The following is a 15,923-nucleotide window of genomic DNA, read 5'->3' on the forward strand; positions in this document are numbered from 1 at the left end:
TCAAGCGCTACTTGTTAGCTGGTTGAATAGCTGATGGGCTATACTTCACCAAAATTAATAATAAAATTTGATCCTTTCCCTATTTCACTCTCAACTCTAATCGTTCCTCCCATGGATTCCACTTGTGATTTGGTAATAAACAAGCCCACTCCACGAGAATCGGGATGATTATGAAAGGTTTTTCTCAAACCGAATATTTTATCACCAAACTTATCCAGGTCTATACCCATTCCATTATCCTTTACTTGAAGGCACTTCGCACCATCTTTTATACAGGTACTAAGTTTAATTATTGGCGGACGGTCTGGGTTTCTGTATTTCAACCCATTGGTAATCAAATTTATCAATATACTTTCCAAATAAACTTTTGGGTATATGATCGCATCGAAGGCAGAAAAATCACTTTGTACTTCTCCTTCCTTCTCTATAAGTTCATTTTTTATACTTCCGAGTATTTTCTTGAGTACAGTGGATAAGTTTACTTTTCTTCTTCTTTTATCCAATTCCCAAGAGGTTTTCACCACCTCATTGAGTTCCACAATCGTTTCATCCAAATTTGCAACTCCTTTCTTCAGATTTTCCCATACAAATACATCAGTATCAGCAGCTGGATCGCTCTCTTTGATCTGAATCAGTGACATCATGTTAGTAATAGGTGCTCTCAAATTATGAGAGGCTATGTGTGCAAATTCTTCTAGCTGATTGTTTTGCCTGGTCAGGTGACTATTCAGTTGAATTAGTTTTTTCTCGTCTTTTAATATCTTTTCTTGTGCTTCTTTTCTATCGGTGATATCATATATAGCAATCTGCACTGCGGGTTCGCCCTCATAAGAAATCAAGGTTCCCATGGCTTCGATCCATATGGTGGTCCCATCGAGGCAAAGAAATTTCTGCTCATTCTTGTGCGCTGTCTTTTTGGTGTATATGTTTCGAATGCGTTTTTTGGCCACATCCTGTGAGTCGGGATGAATAAAATCCATTGGACTCTTCCCCACAATTTCCTTTGCCGACTTGGCTCTGGTCAGCCTGACCGCCTCAGCATTGACCTTTTTGATTACGCCTTTAGAATGAATGATTATACCGACTGGTGAATGATCGAAAAGAGACTGAAGGCGTTGAGCGTCTTCCGATACTTTCGATTCGCTCTTGACTATATCCCTTTTGCGCTTGTTGATCTCTGTGACATCCTGAAGACTGGTTAGCGATTTGACGAAGTTTCCTTGATCGTCTTTTACCACCACTGATGAGAAAAGTACATCCATGACTTCTCCTTCTTTTTTAAGAAATTGAAAAGGGATGTCCTTGCAAAAACCGGTCTTTACATAATTTGGAAATATCTTGTTCATGCCATAGTCCTTCGACTCAGGTGTGAGAAGATCGGAAGCCATCATACCGATGACCTCCTTTCGCGAATAGCCGGTGACTTCTAAAAAATACTCCCCTACTTCAGTAATTTTTCCTTCCGCGTCTATAGAGTTGAAAAGTGCAGGAGTATTGTAATAGAGAGCTTTAAATTTTTCTTCACTGGCCTCTAGCTGCAAGGTGTGTCTAATTCTATCCAGCTCAGTAGCTGCTCTGGTTGAAAATATCCGCAAAATCTTGTCATAATGCTGAAAGGTCCGATAGTACTTTTGAAACATCACGCACATGATTCCTGCTACCTCCTTCTGATTGTCAACAAAGTAAATCGGCACTCCAATGAATCCTTGCACTTTTTGATCTTGAAATGGTTTAAAGGATGGGTAAAGCGTGGTACAATCTGCGGGGATATTTATAATCTCTTCTTTGGGCATGTTTTCAAATGGAGACCCTTTTAGTTCATAGGTCTCATTTTCCAACATTTGATTGTAACTCGCCCGAGAAACGGTGTTGATTTTACCATGCTCGAAAAGTGCAATGAAAGAATAATCGCCATTGAATGCCTTACAAAGCTGGTGAGTAAGGTGATCAAGAAAAGTTCGTCCGGTCGAAGATGCCGTACCTTGATAGATGTTTTGAATGAGGTTGTAGTATTGAATCAGTTCAGCTTCCTGCCTTTTTCTATTTGTGATTTCCCGAATAATGGCAATGACCTCATCTGTCCCACCAGGCTCTATCTCTACTTCAAAGTATTTCTCTGCCCCATCTCTTGAAGGTATGGAGAAATAGGTGGTTTCTGATTTATTGTGATCAAGACAAAATCTGATGACGTCAATTCCATTGGGAGCGTATTCGAATTCATCTATATTTCTACCTAGCAGGCTTCCGCTGAAAGGAAGGGCATCAAAATCCTCATGAACATGACATTCTAGAATTTTTCCTGTCCTGTCAATTCTTAAAATTGGAGTTTTAACAATACTTAGCAGGCTTTTACCGATTCTTATTTCAGTCATTCGCTTTTTTGCAGATAAACCTCCCACTAGCGGAGACTCATTTTAGGTTTCTTAGTCGTGAATCAAACTATTAATAAAAATAACCAATAAAGTAAAGCGCTTTGGGGCGGAAAATATAACCAATAATTAGCAAAATCGAGGGGCGATATGATAGGAATCATACGATATTTTCAAATTTCAATTCAAATTTTTCCAATCTCGCAAATTTCTTATGCACCAGAGCACTTTTCTTTGTTTAGATCATGCCTTCTCGTATTTTTGCGCCACATAGAAAATATAATATCATGCAAAGAGATCAACAAGTTTTTGACTTAATTGAAAAGGAAAGACAGCGTCAGGAAAATGGGCTGGAATTAATAGCCTCAGAAAACTTTGTATCAGCACAGGTAATGGAAGCGGCAGGCAGTGTACTTACCAACAAATATGCTGAAGGGCTACCTGCCAAGCGATACTACGGCGGCTGTGAAATTGTTGATCAAACTGAGAACATTGCAATAGATCGAGCTAAAGAACTATTTGGTGCCTCTTGGGCCAATGTGCAACCTCATTCCGGTGCACAGGCCAACGCTGCAGTGATGCTGGCCTGCCTAAATCCAGGTGACAAAATCTTAGGTTTTGATCTCTCACACGGTGGCCATTTAACCCATGGTTCGCATGTGAACTTCTCAGGTAAGTTGTATGAACCACATTTCTATGGTGTGAACAAGGAAACAGGCAGAATTGATTATGATCAGCTTGAAGAAGTTGCTAAAAGGGAGAAGCCTAAAATGATCATCTGTGGCGCCTCAGCTTACAGCAGAGATTGGGACTACGCTCGATTTAGAGCGGTAGCAGATGAGGTAGGTGCCATCCTTTTGGCAGATGTCTCACACCCTGCCGGGCTTATCGCTCGTGGACTCCTCAACGACCCGCTGGAGTACTGCCATATTATCACCACCACTACTCACAAAACCCTTCGCGGTCCCAGAGGAGGAATGATTTTGATGCGAGAAAATTTTGATAACCCTTTCGGCCTAAAGAACCCAAAAGGTGAGTTAAGAAAAATGACAGCTCTGCTTGACTCAGGTGTATTTCCAGGTACTCAAGGAGGACCCCTTGAGCATATCATAGCGGCCAAGGCTATTGCCTTTGGAGAAGCGCTTTCTGATGACTACATGGAGTACATCGTGCAGGTCCAGAAAAATGGCCATGCACTTGCCGAGGCTTTCATGCAAAAAGGATATGACGTGATATCAGGAGGTACAGACAATCACTGTGCGCTCATCGATTTGAGATCGAAAAGCCTTACCGGCAAACTGGCTGAAAATTCACTTGTGAAAGCTGATATTACTGTTAATAAAAACATGGTACCATATGATGACAAGTCTCCATTTGTCACCTCGGGAATCAGAATAGGCTCTGCAGCAGTGACTACCAGAGGGATGAAAGAAATGGACATGGTCAAAATCGTTGAACTGATAGATACAGTCTTGATGAATCCTGAAAACGAAGAGAACCTAACTGCCGTTAGAGGACAAGTAAATCATTGGATGGCTGACTTTCCGTTATACACTCATTTAGATTCATTGGTATAAATTATTAGATGCAGCAACTGCCCCAAGATCAGCTTCAAAACATCGAAGAGCCTGAGATGTCTTTTTTGGACCATCTGGAAGAGCTCCGCTGGCATGTCATTCGCGCCTTCGCTGCAATTACTTTATGTACAGTCGTAGCATTTGTTTCAAAGGACTTTGTATTCGGGACTTTGATATTTGGGCCAACCACTCCTGACTTCTGGACTTTTCAGATGCTTTGCCAGCTGTCTGATATTCTTCACTCTGAAGCACTCTGTATCGATAGTATTCCTTTTAATGCGCAGAGTAGATTGATGACTGGCCAGTTTACAATGCATATTACTGCATCTTTTGCGCTTGGGATCATTGTTGCTTTTCCATATGCATTTTGGGAAATCTGGAGGTTCATTAGCCCCGGGTTATACATCAAAGAAAGAAAGGTGGCTCGGGGAGCTGTGTTCTATGTCAGTCTGCTCTTCATTATCGGAGTGATGTTTGGATACTATATTATTACTCCTCTCACGGTAAATTTTCTCTCCAGCTATCAAGTCCATGCTTCGGTGCTAAATGAATTTGATATTGTTTCATATGTGTCAACTATTACTACCTTGGTCTTGGCCTGTGGATTGCTTTTTCAGCTACCCATGGTTGTATATTTTCTAACCAAGGCAGGTTTGCTCACTCCGGATATTATGAAGAACTACCGAAAGCATGGAATTGTAGCCATCTTTTTGCTCGGAGCTATGCTTACGCCACCAGACCCATTTAGCCAGATCCTTATAGCTATTCCGCTGATCGGCCTGTACCAATTTAGCATTGCCATATCAAACCGTACCTACAAAAACATTTCCAGAGATTTAAATTAACTTTAGAATCAAAAACCCAAACAAATGAAAGTTGCTATTGGAGGAGATCACGCCGGATACGAATACAAAAAAGAAATCATCAGCATCCTTCAAGATGCAGGACATGAAGTTCAGGATTTTGGCCCCGACTCAACAGATTCTGTTGACTATCCTGATCATGTGCACCCACTTGCAGAGTCAGTCGAAAAAGGAACTCAAGACCTCGGAATTCTCATCTGCGGTAGTGGCAACGGCGTAGCAATGACTGCCAACAAGCATCAAGGTATCAGAGCTGCACTATGCTGGCAAAATGATCTGGCGGCACTTGCCAGACAGCACAACGATGCGAACATCATCGCATTACCAGCTAGATTTGTATCACTAGATGACACCAAGCAGATGGTACTTACCTTTGTATCTACAGATTTTGAAGGAGGTAGACACCAAAACAGAGTCGATAAGATTTCCTGCTAAACACACCCGGATGGCCCCTTCTGGTCCGCAAGGAAGAATCCTACCTTACTCTTTTCTGAGGTAGATTTCGGGATAAGACTCATGATGAATATATTTGGTTGCAATCGTTGGCATTATTGAGAATATCGTGGGAATGCTATTCTCTGTGTCTATGATTACTTCTGGAAGATCCTTGTTGAAATTCACAAATATTTCTGCACTATTATCATAAAACTTAGGTCGTTGGATCTGAATTTTAGAAAGATGCCAATTCAAGTAGGGAGTGGCCAAACTGGCTTTTTGGTAATGATGTAGTTCGTCTCCCAACACAAGTATTTTCTTATTTTCTACCAGATTCGCGTATTTACTCTGTTTAACTTTTAGAAGATCATAGCTCACGAATTGGTCAATATGAAGCCACTGATTTGAAAATAACAAATGGTTAAACAACACCAGAATTATAACCAAACCAGTACTTATTTCAGCCATGAGCCAATGGCGGATCAAAAGCAGATAGTGAGCTACAAAAAAAGCCACAGTAGGCACAAAGAAAATAAGTTGATAGGTGGACACTTCTCTTGCCATCATCATGGCTAAAAAACCTACCAGTAGGAACATGAGCATGACTTGCTGTATTTTTTCCTGAAAGTTGATGTATTTTCCAAGCTTACGAACTTTATAAAACGAAAAAATCAGAATTAGAAGCGGCACTGCTGATACTATCATCAAATCCAACCAACTGAGATACTGGATAGTCTCTATAACCCAAAGCGATTGGAATGTGTGATGCTGAAATATCAAATAATCGTCATACCAATAAAAATACAGCGCAACCAACCCTACCACCATACTAAAACCATAGACGAGCAACATCATTCTTCTAAGTATCGAACCTGTGTATAGAATCAATGATAATATGGTGACTAAAAAGAAACATATAGATGGCAAGTAAAACATGGCAGCCAGACCAAGATAGACACCGGTAAAAATGAACAACTCATCTTTGGTCTGGTTGTCCATTCGCTTGAATAAGTTATTCATCGCGAGCAGCACGAAAGTCATACTTAGCAGAACCGGAGACAGTGTGAGAAAATCAAAAAAGGCATTCATAAAAATCATGTATATAAATGCTGGTACATAGTTGCTGCTGTTGTAGGCTTTATTTCGCAACATTACATTATTGAATAGTGCGGATTGAATGACGACCAATATCAGCGATAAAGTGAAATATGGGATCCGTGACTTACCAAATAATACAAAAAGCCACTTATAAGTGAATACGGCTAGTGGAGCTGAGTAGTCCCAAACATCCTGATACATGGTGTAATCACCACTCCCTAGTCTTTCGCCTATTAGCATCCACTTCAGTTCAGGCAAAATGGAAGGAACACCCGAAACAAACATGGGAATTCTAATAACCAGTAGCAGCAGGAGTACACCTACGAGTCGATAAGGATCATTAGTTTTAAATATAGTAAGCAAGTGTTATACTATTTATTGAGTTGATAGTTCTGCATGTATATCGTTTCACACATCATGGACGAAATTACAGTTTTATTAAAATAAAATATAAATTAACGACAATTAAGCCTTAAGTAATTATGGCCTATTAGGTGATAATCAATCAAGTAGATATCTCGAATAGAAATAATTTCATCAATTCTGGATACGCGGCAAAATGTTGATTATCAGTATTTTCATCAATTATTCGGAGAGCAAAACAATTAATACAGGATTAATCAGGATATTTGTACAGAGATATGAGTAGTACAAGACAATTAAAATATGCCGGGTTAATACAAAAAGACCTGAGCGAACTGTTTCAGAGAGACACCAGACACTGGTTTGGTAATGCTTTCATCACAATCACTGACGTGGAGGTGAGTCCTGATCTTGGCATAGCCAAGGTCTATCTGAGCCTAATGATGGTGCCGGATGAGGAAGCATTTTTGGATCTGATCAGATCTAAGAAAAGTGAAATTCGAAAAGCACTGGGTCAAAAAATTGGTAAACAAGTTCGAATTGTACCTGACTTAACTTTTCATATAGACAATACTCAAGAAAATGCGCAAAAAATTGAAGACATTTTATCTGGACTTAACATCCCTCCCGCGCCTAAAGAAGACGAAAGCGAAGACTAGCAGTTGAATCTCCCATTTTTTATATCGAAGCGATACTTTTTCTCTAAAAAGAAGAAAAATTTCATCAACATCATTGCCATTATCTCAATGTTGGTAGTGTCTATTGGAACAGCGGCACTCATTATTGTATTGTCTGTGTTCAACGGCATGGAGGGTTTGCTGCGATCAATATATGGCACCTTCGATGCACCACTTCAAGTTTTGCCAGCAGAAGGCAAGTCTTTTCTTTTCACAGAGGAACTTGAAGAAAAAATCTTGGGTGTAGATGGAGTATTAGATATCACCGAAGTAATAGAAGACAATGCGCTTGTAAGATATAGTGATGCACAGATGATCGTGAAGATCAAAGGCATGAGTGACAACTTTATCAAACAGGGTCGGATGAAAAATGCAATTCGGCAGGGAGAACTTAAGTTTCAGGATCAAAACACATCTTACGCCATCATCGGCAGAGGCATTCAGTTTAACCTTGGAGTATCACTCCGTAATGATTTTTTGGCCTTGCAATTTTTCTATCCTAAAAATGTGAAACCTGGAGGAATCGACCCATATAAGTACTATAACCGAGCAAATATCATGACCGGCGGTGTCTTTGCTCTGGAACAGCAGTATGATGACAACTATGTATTTGTACCCATCGCATTTACTGAGAAACTATTTGGCTACGAAGGTAAACGCACCTCTCTTGAGCTAATGGTGGATGATGAACAGGACATATTAAAAATACAAAGTCGTCTTTCTAAAGCCTTGGGAAATGACTTTACTATTCTTAATAGTGATCAGCAACATGCCGATCTCTACAAGGTGTTGAAAATTGAAAAACTGTTCGTTTTCATTATTTTCTCTATGATCGTTGGTATAGCATCTATCAATATTTTCTTCTCGTTGTCCATGTTGGTCATTGAGAAAAAACCAGATATCAGCAGTCTTTTCGCTATGGGTGCATCTAAGAAATTAGTACGAAAAATATTTCTTGCCGAAGGTGCTATCATCGCCTTCATCGGAGCAGGCAGTGGACTCATCCTTGGGTTTTCCGTATCTTGGCTGCAGCAAACTTATGGCATTATTTCTATGGGCGTGGCCACCTCTGTCATACAAGCTTATCCTGTCGAAATCATCCCAAGCGATTTTCTTTTTACTGCCATCACCATCATTTTCATCACCTTCATGGCCTCTATTCAACCTGCCGTAAGAGCTTCAAATCAAGGCATACAGCGAGGATAGAAATTATGACGCCTTGTACTATTTGGGTGATAAATTAATTGACTAAACATGAAAACAACGATGAAGAATAAACCCCATCGTTGTAAACCATTGTTGCAGAGGGCTCCACTATTTGGTCCATAAATTGAATTCAACAAATCTGGGGAATGATTGGGACATTAATCGGACCACTTAGACAGTAAATTGGTCATTAAAATGTGTGCAACGAATCTATCTGAGTTGATCAGGAAACCATTCCCAACGTTCTGCCTAAGAGTAAGCCCGCTCGTTGTTTTCATAAAAAAACTGGCTATTTTGCAGACAGAATTTTATGCAGAAGATAGCAAATTATATTGATCATTTTACAGAGCAGACAGGCAAGTATGTATCTTGGATTAGCCTTATACTTGTAGCCCTTATTGGCGTAGATGTTGTACTGAGGTACGCCTTTAGTTGGAGTAGTTCGGCTAACCAAGAGCTCGAATGGCATCTTTTTGCTGCTCTTTTTCTCTTAGGATCCGCCTATGCCCTCAAACATGACAAGCATGTCAGAGTGGATGTTTTTTATTCCAGATTCAGTGACACAAAAAAGGCATGGGTCAATCTGATAGGCACCATGATATTCTTGATTCCATTCTGTATAGTTATGATCAAGACCTCGATTCCATTTGTAATTGATGCGTGGTATATCTCAGAATCCAGCCCCGAGCCAGGTGGGCTTCCACATCGGTTCATTGTGAAATCCACTATTCCTCTTGGCGCCTTACTACTACTGATCCAGGCCATAGCTCAAGGACTGAAAGCCCTATCGACCATTTTGAACATAGAAATTAAATGATATCGGATTATCTCCCACTCTTGCTTTTTGCGCTGGTTTTTGCATTAATTCTCTTCGGGTATCCGGTTGCATTTACATTAGGTGGGCTCTCCATTCTCGCTGGAGTGCTGATTTATGATATTGATTTCTTTTACCTACTTTCATTAAGAATATATGGGACGATGCACAATTTCGTCCTGATTGCTGTACCCCTTTTTGTGTTCATGGGTATCATGCTAGAGAAATCTGGCTTAGCGGAAAGTCTTCTCGAAACGATGGCTAGTTTGTTTGGACGAATGAAAGGCGGATTGGCAGTATCGGTAGTCATAGTAGGTGGCATGCTCGCTGCCTCCACTGGAATTGTCGGAGCCACAGTGATCACGATGGGTATGATTAGCTTGCCAACCATGCTCAAGCGTGGTTACTCACCTACTCTGGCTACAGGAACCATCGCATCGTCTGGCACATTGGGGCAAATTATTCCACCATCTGTTGTGCTGGTCCTCTTAGGTACCGTGCTCAACGTCTCCGTAGGCGACCTATTCACAGCAGCCATAGTACCCGGAGTCATATTGGTCGGCCTCTATATCATCTATATTGTAGGTGTCTCCTATCTAAGACCAGATGCTGCTCCAAGTATCTCGAAAAATGAATATCAGGACTTCTGGTCAGAAGGTGCTGTCAAAAGAATAATCGTTGCATTTGTATTACCGTTTGCCCTTATCCTCCTAGTGCTTGGGTCCATATTCGCGGGAATAGCGTCTCCCACTGAGGCAGCAGCTGTTGGTGCAATTGGTTCTATTGCGCTGACTGCCATTCAAGGAAAGTTAAATCTGAAAATATTAAAAGAAGTCATGCGCGACACTACCTTTCTGACCTGCATGGTGTTCATGATTTTTGTGGGAGCCACTTCCTTCTCCTTGGTTTTTCGAGCCATGGGGGGAGATCGGTTGTTGGCAGATCTGATTACTCAGGGGGGGCTATCTCCAGATCTTTTTTTAATAGTGGTACTGTTGGTGATTTTCGTTGCTGGTTTTTTTATTGACTTCATTGAAATCATTTTTATAATAATCCCCGTGGCTGCACCAATTTTCGCAAGTATGGGAATCGACTTGATATGGATTGGAATATTAATTGCCCTCAATCTTCAAACTAGCTTTCTTACCCCTCCATTTGGGTTTTCTCTTTTTTATCTAAAAGGTGTGGCTCCACCCGAGATTAAAACTATCCATTTGTATAAGGGCATTATTCCATTTGTAATCATCCAATTACTATTGCTCATAGCCGTCATACTCTACCCTGAACTGATCAGCTGGTTGCCCGACTTATTAAGGTCTTAATTGGCTACTTCAGACGCTGTCGCTGAAGACACTTCTTCTAAAGATTTGATACTCGCACCCTGATACATGATATAAAAGCATCCAATCATTACCACATGGCTGATGTCATTGAAATTGAACCATTGGTTGATAGATATTTTCATCAAGTGAATTGCTGCTGGAATGAGGTTGCTAAGCACACCTACAATTATCAATATCGATCTTCTGTCTTTATTTTTTAAATAGTGCGCAATAGAAATCGGAATAACTACGCCTATCAGGCCTACAACTGAATCAATTAATACACTAGAAAAATGCTGAAAAACTAATACTGAAGCTGACATGACCATCAACTGCACATAGGAGAAGATTCTAACAAAAACACGAACCTTAGAATTTTCGATCATAGGTAATACTGCCAGTTGGGCACAGAAAATAGAAATGCCGCTGAGCAACCAAGCCATTTGATGAAATTTGGGACCCACATAATTGATAAAACCATGGGCCGTACCACCAGCGATAGATGCTAACCCGATAAAAAAGAAAAAAAGTGCCCAAAATTTTTGTGACAAATCTGCTTTTTCATCATAAAATAGCCTGTGTCCAAATACAAAACAGGCAATGGCAACCAGCCAATTAGTAATCCAGGTCATCGGCTCTGTAATTTGCAGGCCAAGCCATTCTATAGTAGGTACTTGCATGGCGCAATGATAATAAAGCCTACAAAACTTCCTCTCTTCAATTTTAGGAACTTTCTCAAAGTTTATATTATTGGTAAACTATCTTCTTATTTTTACTGATATGTGGCAAGAACAAAACGATACACTCACCAAAACCTTCAAATTCAAGAATTTTACTGAGGCTTTTGGGTTTATGACTAAAGTGGCAATAGAGGCGGAAAAGGCCAACCATCATCCAAACTGGTCCAATGTCTACAATCAGGTAACTATCACCCTGTCCACTCATGATGCAGGCAATATTGTCACCGAAAAAGACAGACAATTAGCCAAAATCATTGACACTTTAGTGAGCTAATGGAATATAACGCATCACTTTATTTGGTGCCTACTCCAATTGGCAATCTGGCTGATATTACGCTCAGAGCCCTTGAAGTATTAAAAACAGTAGACGTGATCCTTGCGGAGGATACCCGTACTACTGGCACCTTGCTCAAGCACTATGAGATCAAGAGCCAGCTAAAAAGCTATCATATTTTCAATGAACATAAACAAATCGCAAGTCTTGTTGAAGAGTTGAAGGCTGGGAAAATAATGGCTCTGGTCTCTGATGCAGGCACCCCTGCGATTAGCGACCCAGGGTTTTTACTGGTGCGCGAGTGCCTCAAAGCCGGTGTTCGGCTAGAGTGCTTACCAGGTGCAACTGCTTTTGTACCTGCACTTGTAGCTTCAGGATTACCTTCTGATCGATTCGTGTTTGAAGGTTTTCTGCCTCAGAAGAAAGGGCGTCAGACCAGACTGCACTCACTGATAGAAGAATCACGAACTATGATATTTTATGAATCCCCGCACCGGCTGATCAAGGCACTTCATCAATTCGGGGAAACTCTTGGATACGACCGACAAGCCTCCGTATCTCGAGAATTAACTAAATTATATGAGGAAACAGTGAATGGCAGCATCCAGGAAATAATTGATCATTTTGGAGATCAGAAAATAAAAGGAGAGCTTGTAGTAATAATCGCAGGTAAATGAATTTAAAGAATATCACTCAGAAAGTTGTTTCATTGTCGCTCGAATGTGGAGCGTTTATCAAAAAGGAATCCGAAACCTTCAACTACCAAGATGTAGAAATCAAAGGAAAAAATGACCTGGTTTCTTATGTAGATAAGGAGGCGGAGATGATGATCGTAAAACGACTCAAGGAGATTTTACCTGAAGCTGGTTTTATTACCGAAGAAGGTACCGAAAAGGAATCTGAGGCCACCTATAAATGGATCATTGATCCGCTCGATGGCACCACTAACTTTATTCATGGTCTGCCTATCTACTCTACCAGTATAGCTTTGGCTAAAGGGACGGAGATCTTGAGTGGAGTAGTCTATGACATTGGAAGAAGCGACTGTTTTCATGCCTACAAAGGAGGCGGAGCATTTTGCAATGACACATCTATTCATGTTTCCAACTTACCTACCTTAGGCAATAGCCTACTGGCTACTGGTTTTCCTTACTACGACTTCGATAGAATGTCAGAGTATCAGGCTATACTAATGGAACTCATGAAAAATGCGCACGGACTAAGACGACTAGGCAGCGCAGCCATAGATCTTGTTTATGTTGGATTGGGTCGATATGAGGGGTATTTTGAATATAATCTTAACCCTTGGGACATTGCCGCAGGAGCACTGATTGTCTTGGAAGCAGGGGGAGTGGTCACAGATTTTTCAGGAGGAGATGATTACCTATTTGGACGTGAAATTTTAGCGGCCAATATGATACACGAAGAAATGCTGGCAATTATCAAAAAGCACTGGTAATTTTGCAGTCAATGATACAGGAATTTTTTACACTGGTTTTATTCGCTCTGGCCGCATTCTTTGTAGCTCGAAAAATATATCTTGATTTCACAGCCAAAAATAATTGCCCAAAGGGTTGTGGAAATTGTGAGATTTCTGATGCGAATGTAAACCCAATGCACTCATCGATTAAGTCTATCAAATGATTTTGGTAACCGCACTATAGCGCTTAGTTTTGCGGTCTGAAATACATGGTATAAGTATGGCGGTATGACCGCACCATCAAATAGAATATTATGGCATTTAGTTTTTTTAAGAAAAAGAAGAAAAAGGAAAATACAGATTCAAGATATATTGACTTGATCGTAAAGGAGGTAGTAAAGGAAACTGCTGATGCCGTCACTCTGGTATTTGAGCAACCCGAAAATGGTGATTTGGATTACAAACCGGGTCAGTTTATTACTCTCATTCTAACTATAAATGGAAAGAAGGTACGTAGGGCTTACTCTCTATGTAGTGCTCCAGCCTTGGGCGAATTACCAGCTGTGACTGTAAAAGCAGTCGATGGAGGGATAATGTCCAACTATATTAACAATGAAGTAAAAACTGGTGACACCATTCAAATCATGGAGCCCATGGGCTCGTTTGTACTGGACATCAACGAGGCTCATAAAAAGCAAGTATTTCTTTTTGGTGGCGGAAGTGGAGTCACTCCATTGATGTCCATTGCCAAGTCTATTCTAAAGACAGAACCAGCAAGTAAGATTTCACTGGTATATGCCAACAGAAATATTGATTCGATTATTTTCCTCAAAACTATCCAGAGCCTTGAGCAAGAATATGCAGGCAGAATAGATGTTGTGCACTTTCTCGAAGCGGCGCCTGATGACTGGACAGGGGAAGTTGGATATATGACCAAAGAGAAAATTGTAAATATCATCAAGAATCTTAAAGACGGTGACTTCTCTGATTTTGCCTATATGACTTGTGGCCCTGAACCATTGATGAATATAGTTTGGGAATCTTTAGCTGAGCTCAATATCCCTGAAGACAAGAAATACAAAGAAAGCTTTGTGGCTGGTAATACATCTCCTAGTGCTATTATCGCTGATCCAAATGGGTCTCGAGAGGTGACCATATTGCTGGAAGGTGAAGAGTACAATTTTGAGGTCCCTGCCAATAAAACAATACTAGAAGCCGGCCTTGACCAGAATATAGATATGCCATATTCCTGTCAGAGCGGTCTATGCACTGCATGTAGAGGCAAATGTATACAGGGAACTGTCAAAATGGATGAAGACGACGGGCTGTCCCAGGAAGAAAAATCTGAAGGCTACGTACTCTTGTGCGTTGGGCACCCAGATAGCGATGACGTAAAGGTAGAGATTGGCTAGGAGCCGGATTTGAGATTGGCTAATTCCACTTCTGCCGCAATATATCCGAACGCCTGCCAGTACGGGCTTTGCATCATTTGTTCGAATACAACTGCTGCTTCTATGGCGTTGCCTGTATAAGAATACCAGTTGCCCACTCCATATCCCATAGTCATGTCATCAATAGCAAGTTTGCCAGCCTTATTAGGATTGAATAGCTGATTGGGTTCTTTCAATCCCTTGTACATCAGAAGTCGAGCGTGATAAGCATAATTCTCGATGACATTCATTCGTTTCTTTATTGGCTCGAGTAACGCTTCAGCGGCATCCAGATTTCCAGTTTTCCTGTAGGTCATATAGAGCCAGTCCGAGGCGGCGACGAGCATGTCGTCGTTGTCTGCAATCGCCAAACACTTCTTATAGGCGGATACCGACTTATCAAAGTTACCTTTCAAATAATAAGCCAACCCGAGGTGATACCAAATATTAAACTGTGTTGAACTGCGCGGTATATTTCTACGGTTGGGCAAACCGTCTTCTTCCATCTCGATAGGTACTTTTCTAGAATAAAATACAGCTTTCTCCAAGTCCTGAATGGCCTTGTCAAATTTTCTGAGTGTCAGGTACCGATGTCCGCGATGGCGGTATAGTTTATATGATTCAGGAAACTTACTGAGCCCCAGGGTATAAATTTGAATTGCATATTTGTATTGATAGAGATAGGCTAATCTTCTTCCATACCAGATGATGGCTTCCAGGCTATCCGGATTGTTGTTGAAATTCTCTTCTGCAATCAATAGTTCTTTCGTGCGGGAATCCAACACTTTCTGTGGTAACTCGGGTGGGTAAAGTTTATTACCCAGAAGAGAAATGGCTTCATGCTCACTCTCCTCTACTACTTCCAAACCTACATCAGATACATCAGTAACAATTGATTTTTTCACTTGTGTATCACGAGTGTTTTCGATTTGGATACAACTATCCAAACAGATTACTAAAAGTACAAGTCCTATTAATTTTTGCTTCACTGTATGATGACTTTCTAATCTCGAAATAATCCAATCTGTTCAATATCCAACTGAATTAATTATCTAGGTATCAAATCTAACCTAACATTATCATAATGCTAAAATTTAAGCTACCGTTTATTTATTTTATTAAACTCAGTTATGAAATGTTGTTCCAAGCTTTCTTTCCATTTCATCTAATTTGGAAACAATCCTAGGATCAGAATCCATCATTTTTCCAAATAATTTATCGAAACAATACAGGTAATCTCGTTTAGCGCTGTTAAAAATCTGTTGAGTCAATCATTACGATATAAAATTTTTTCTATCTTTAAGTGCATCAAGGCAGGCAAATTCTCCTTGCACT

15 protein-coding genes are annotated in these 15,923 nt (G+C 40.5%); 11 read left to right on the top strand and 4 right to left on the bottom strand.

What is annotated here, in order from left to right; translation table 11 throughout:
* Positions 1-38: 38 nt before the first annotated feature.
* Entirely contained in the window at positions 39-2,372 is a 2,334-nt protein-coding gene (locus tag ABJF11_RS06050; RefSeq protein WP_348118782.1) for a PAS domain S-box protein, read from the bottom strand.
* 284 nt (positions 2,373-2,656) lie between these two features.
* Here ABJF11_RS06050 and glyA point away from each other — a divergent pair, with 284 nt between their 5' ends.
* From glyA to rpiB, 3 genes are read left to right on the top strand one after another with little or no spacing between them, the layout of a single operon-like run.
* On the top strand, positions 2,657-3,946 hold the full coding sequence (gene glyA / locus ABJF11_RS06055) for a serine hydroxymethyltransferase (protein WP_348118783.1): 1,290 nt from the start codon (positions 2,657-2,659) through the stop codon (positions 3,944-3,946).
* Between the two features lie 8 nt (positions 3,947-3,954).
* The gene (tatC, locus tag ABJF11_RS06060) at positions 3,955-4,791 is read left to right on the top strand and encodes a twin-arginine translocase subunit TatC (protein WP_348118784.1); all 837 of its coding nucleotides are present in this window, start codon (positions 3,955-3,957) and stop codon (positions 4,789-4,791) included.
* Positions 4,792-4,815: 24 nt separating this feature from the next.
* A complete protein-coding gene (gene rpiB, locus ABJF11_RS06065) occupies positions 4,816-5,244 on the top strand; it encodes a ribose 5-phosphate isomerase B (RefSeq protein WP_348118785.1) in 429 nt (142 codons plus the stop codon).
* A gap of 45 nt (positions 5,245-5,289) precedes the next feature.
* Here the strand turns inward: rpiB and ABJF11_RS06070 are convergent, their stop codons facing one another.
* Positions 5,290-6,705, bottom strand: coding sequence for a hypothetical protein (locus ABJF11_RS06070; protein WP_348118786.1), 1,416 nt, complete (start codon positions 6,703-6,705; stop codon positions 5,290-5,292).
* Positions 6,706-6,983: 278 nt separating this feature from the next.
* Between ABJF11_RS06070 and ABJF11_RS06075 the strand changes: the two genes are divergently transcribed.
* The 4 genes from ABJF11_RS06075 to ABJF11_RS06090 all read left to right on the top strand — a co-directional run bounded on the left by ABJF11_RS06075 (position 6,984) and on the right by ABJF11_RS06090 (position 10,724).
* Complete coding sequence (locus ABJF11_RS06075) at positions 6,984-7,364, top strand: ribosome-binding factor A (RefSeq protein WP_348118788.1); 381 nt, start codon at positions 6,984-6,986, stop codon at positions 7,362-7,364.
* A 3-nt stretch (positions 7,365-7,367) separates the two neighbouring features.
* Positions 7,368-8,588 carry an FtsX-like permease family protein gene (locus ABJF11_RS06080; RefSeq protein WP_348118789.1) on the top strand — a complete coding sequence of 407 codons (1,221 nt, stop codon included), beginning with the start codon at positions 7,368-7,370 and terminating at the stop codon, positions 8,586-8,588.
* A gap of 310 nt (positions 8,589-8,898) precedes the next feature.
* Entirely contained in the window at positions 8,899-9,405 is a 507-nt protein-coding gene (locus ABJF11_RS06085; RefSeq protein ID WP_348118791.1) for a TRAP transporter small permease subunit, read from the top strand.
* Positions 9,402-10,724: a TRAP transporter large permease subunit gene (locus tag ABJF11_RS06090; protein WP_348118792.1), complete on the top strand. Its 1,323-nt coding sequence runs from the start codon at positions 9,402-9,404 to the stop codon at positions 10,722-10,724. The genes ABJF11_RS06085 and ABJF11_RS06090 overlap by 4 nt, the downstream gene beginning before the upstream one ends.
* On the opposite strand, the gene ABJF11_RS06095 is transcribed toward ABJF11_RS06090, so the two are convergent.
* Complete coding sequence (locus ABJF11_RS06095; RefSeq protein WP_348118793.1) at positions 10,721-11,404, bottom strand: hypothetical protein; 684 nt, start codon at positions 11,402-11,404, stop codon at positions 10,721-10,723. The genes ABJF11_RS06090 and ABJF11_RS06095 overlap by 4 nt on opposite strands.
* Before the next feature lie 100 nt (positions 11,405-11,504).
* On the opposite strand from ABJF11_RS06095, the gene ABJF11_RS06100 reads away from it, so the two are divergent.
* From ABJF11_RS06100 to ABJF11_RS06115, 4 genes are all read left to right on the top strand, one after another.
* The gene (locus ABJF11_RS06100; RefSeq protein ID WP_348118794.1) at positions 11,505-11,738 is read left to right on the top strand and encodes a 4a-hydroxytetrahydrobiopterin dehydratase; all 234 of its coding nucleotides are present in this window, start codon (positions 11,505-11,507) and stop codon (positions 11,736-11,738) included.
* Positions 11,738-12,415: a 16S rRNA (cytidine(1402)-2'-O)-methyltransferase gene (gene rsmI / locus ABJF11_RS06105; RefSeq protein WP_348118795.1), complete on the top strand. Its 678-nt coding sequence runs from the start codon at positions 11,738-11,740 to the stop codon at positions 12,413-12,415. Before ABJF11_RS06100 ends, rsmI begins: the two co-directional genes overlap by 1 nt.
* Complete coding sequence (locus tag ABJF11_RS06110; protein ID WP_348118796.1) at positions 12,412-13,197, top strand: inositol monophosphatase family protein; 786 nt, start codon at positions 12,412-12,414, stop codon at positions 13,195-13,197. Before rsmI ends, ABJF11_RS06110 begins: the two co-directional genes overlap by 4 nt.
* Positions 13,198-13,472: 275 nt before the next feature.
* The gene (locus tag ABJF11_RS06115; protein ID WP_348118797.1) at positions 13,473-14,570 is read left to right on the top strand and encodes a ferredoxin--NADP reductase; all 1,098 of its coding nucleotides are present in this window, start codon (positions 13,473-13,475) and stop codon (positions 14,568-14,570) included.
* On the opposite strand, the gene ABJF11_RS06120 is transcribed toward ABJF11_RS06115, so the two are convergent.
* Positions 14,567-15,577 (bottom strand): tetratricopeptide repeat protein, encoded by a 1,011-nt coding sequence (locus tag ABJF11_RS06120; protein WP_348118798.1) that lies wholly within the window; start codon positions 15,575-15,577, stop codon positions 14,567-14,569. The genes ABJF11_RS06115 and ABJF11_RS06120 overlap by 4 nt on opposite strands.
* Positions 15,578-15,923 lie beyond the last annotated feature (346 nt).

Origin of the sequence: Reichenbachiella sp. (assembly GCF_039941815.1) — a bacterium.
Taxonomy (GTDB): domain Bacteria; phylum Bacteroidota; class Bacteroidia; order Cytophagales; family Cyclobacteriaceae; genus Reichenbachiella.

What these genes read in the sequence shown, in the direction of transcription:
- ABJF11_RS06115 (WP_348118797.1), top strand. Translation starts at nt 13,473, where the DNA reads ATGGCATTTAGTTTTTTTAAGAAAAAGAAGAAAAAGGAAAATACAGAT.
- ABJF11_RS06085 (WP_348118791.1), top strand. Translation starts at nt 8,899, where the DNA reads ATGCAGAAGATAGCAAATTATATTGATCATTTTACAGAGCAGACAGGC.
- rpiB (WP_348118785.1), top strand. Translation starts at nt 4,816, where the DNA reads ATGAAAGTTGCTATTGGAGGAGATCACGCCGGATACGAATACAAAAAA.
- ABJF11_RS06075 (WP_348118788.1), top strand. Translation starts at nt 6,984, where the DNA reads ATGAGTAGTACAAGACAATTAAAATATGCCGGGTTAATACAAAAAGAC.
- ABJF11_RS06050 (WP_348118782.1), bottom strand. Translation starts at nt 2,372, where the DNA reads ATGACTGAAATAAGAATCGGTAAAAGCCTGCTAAGTATTGTTAAAACT.
- ABJF11_RS06090 (WP_348118792.1), top strand. Translation starts at nt 9,402, where the DNA reads ATGATATCGGATTATCTCCCACTCTTGCTTTTTGCGCTGGTTTTTGCA.
- ABJF11_RS06110 (WP_348118796.1), top strand. Translation starts at nt 12,412, where the DNA reads ATGAATTTAAAGAATATCACTCAGAAAGTTGTTTCATTGTCGCTCGAA.
- tatC (WP_348118784.1), top strand. Translation starts at nt 3,955, where the DNA reads ATGCAGCAACTGCCCCAAGATCAGCTTCAAAACATCGAAGAGCCTGAG.
- rsmI (WP_348118795.1), top strand. Translation starts at nt 11,738, where the DNA reads ATGGAATATAACGCATCACTTTATTTGGTGCCTACTCCAATTGGCAAT.
- ABJF11_RS06100 (WP_348118794.1), top strand. Translation starts at nt 11,505, where the DNA reads ATGTGGCAAGAACAAAACGATACACTCACCAAAACCTTCAAATTCAAG.
- glyA (WP_348118783.1), top strand. Translation starts at nt 2,657, where the DNA reads ATGCAAAGAGATCAACAAGTTTTTGACTTAATTGAAAAGGAAAGACAG.
- ABJF11_RS06095 (WP_348118793.1), bottom strand. Translation starts at nt 11,404, where the DNA reads ATGCAAGTACCTACTATAGAATGGCTTGGCCTGCAAATTACAGAGCCG.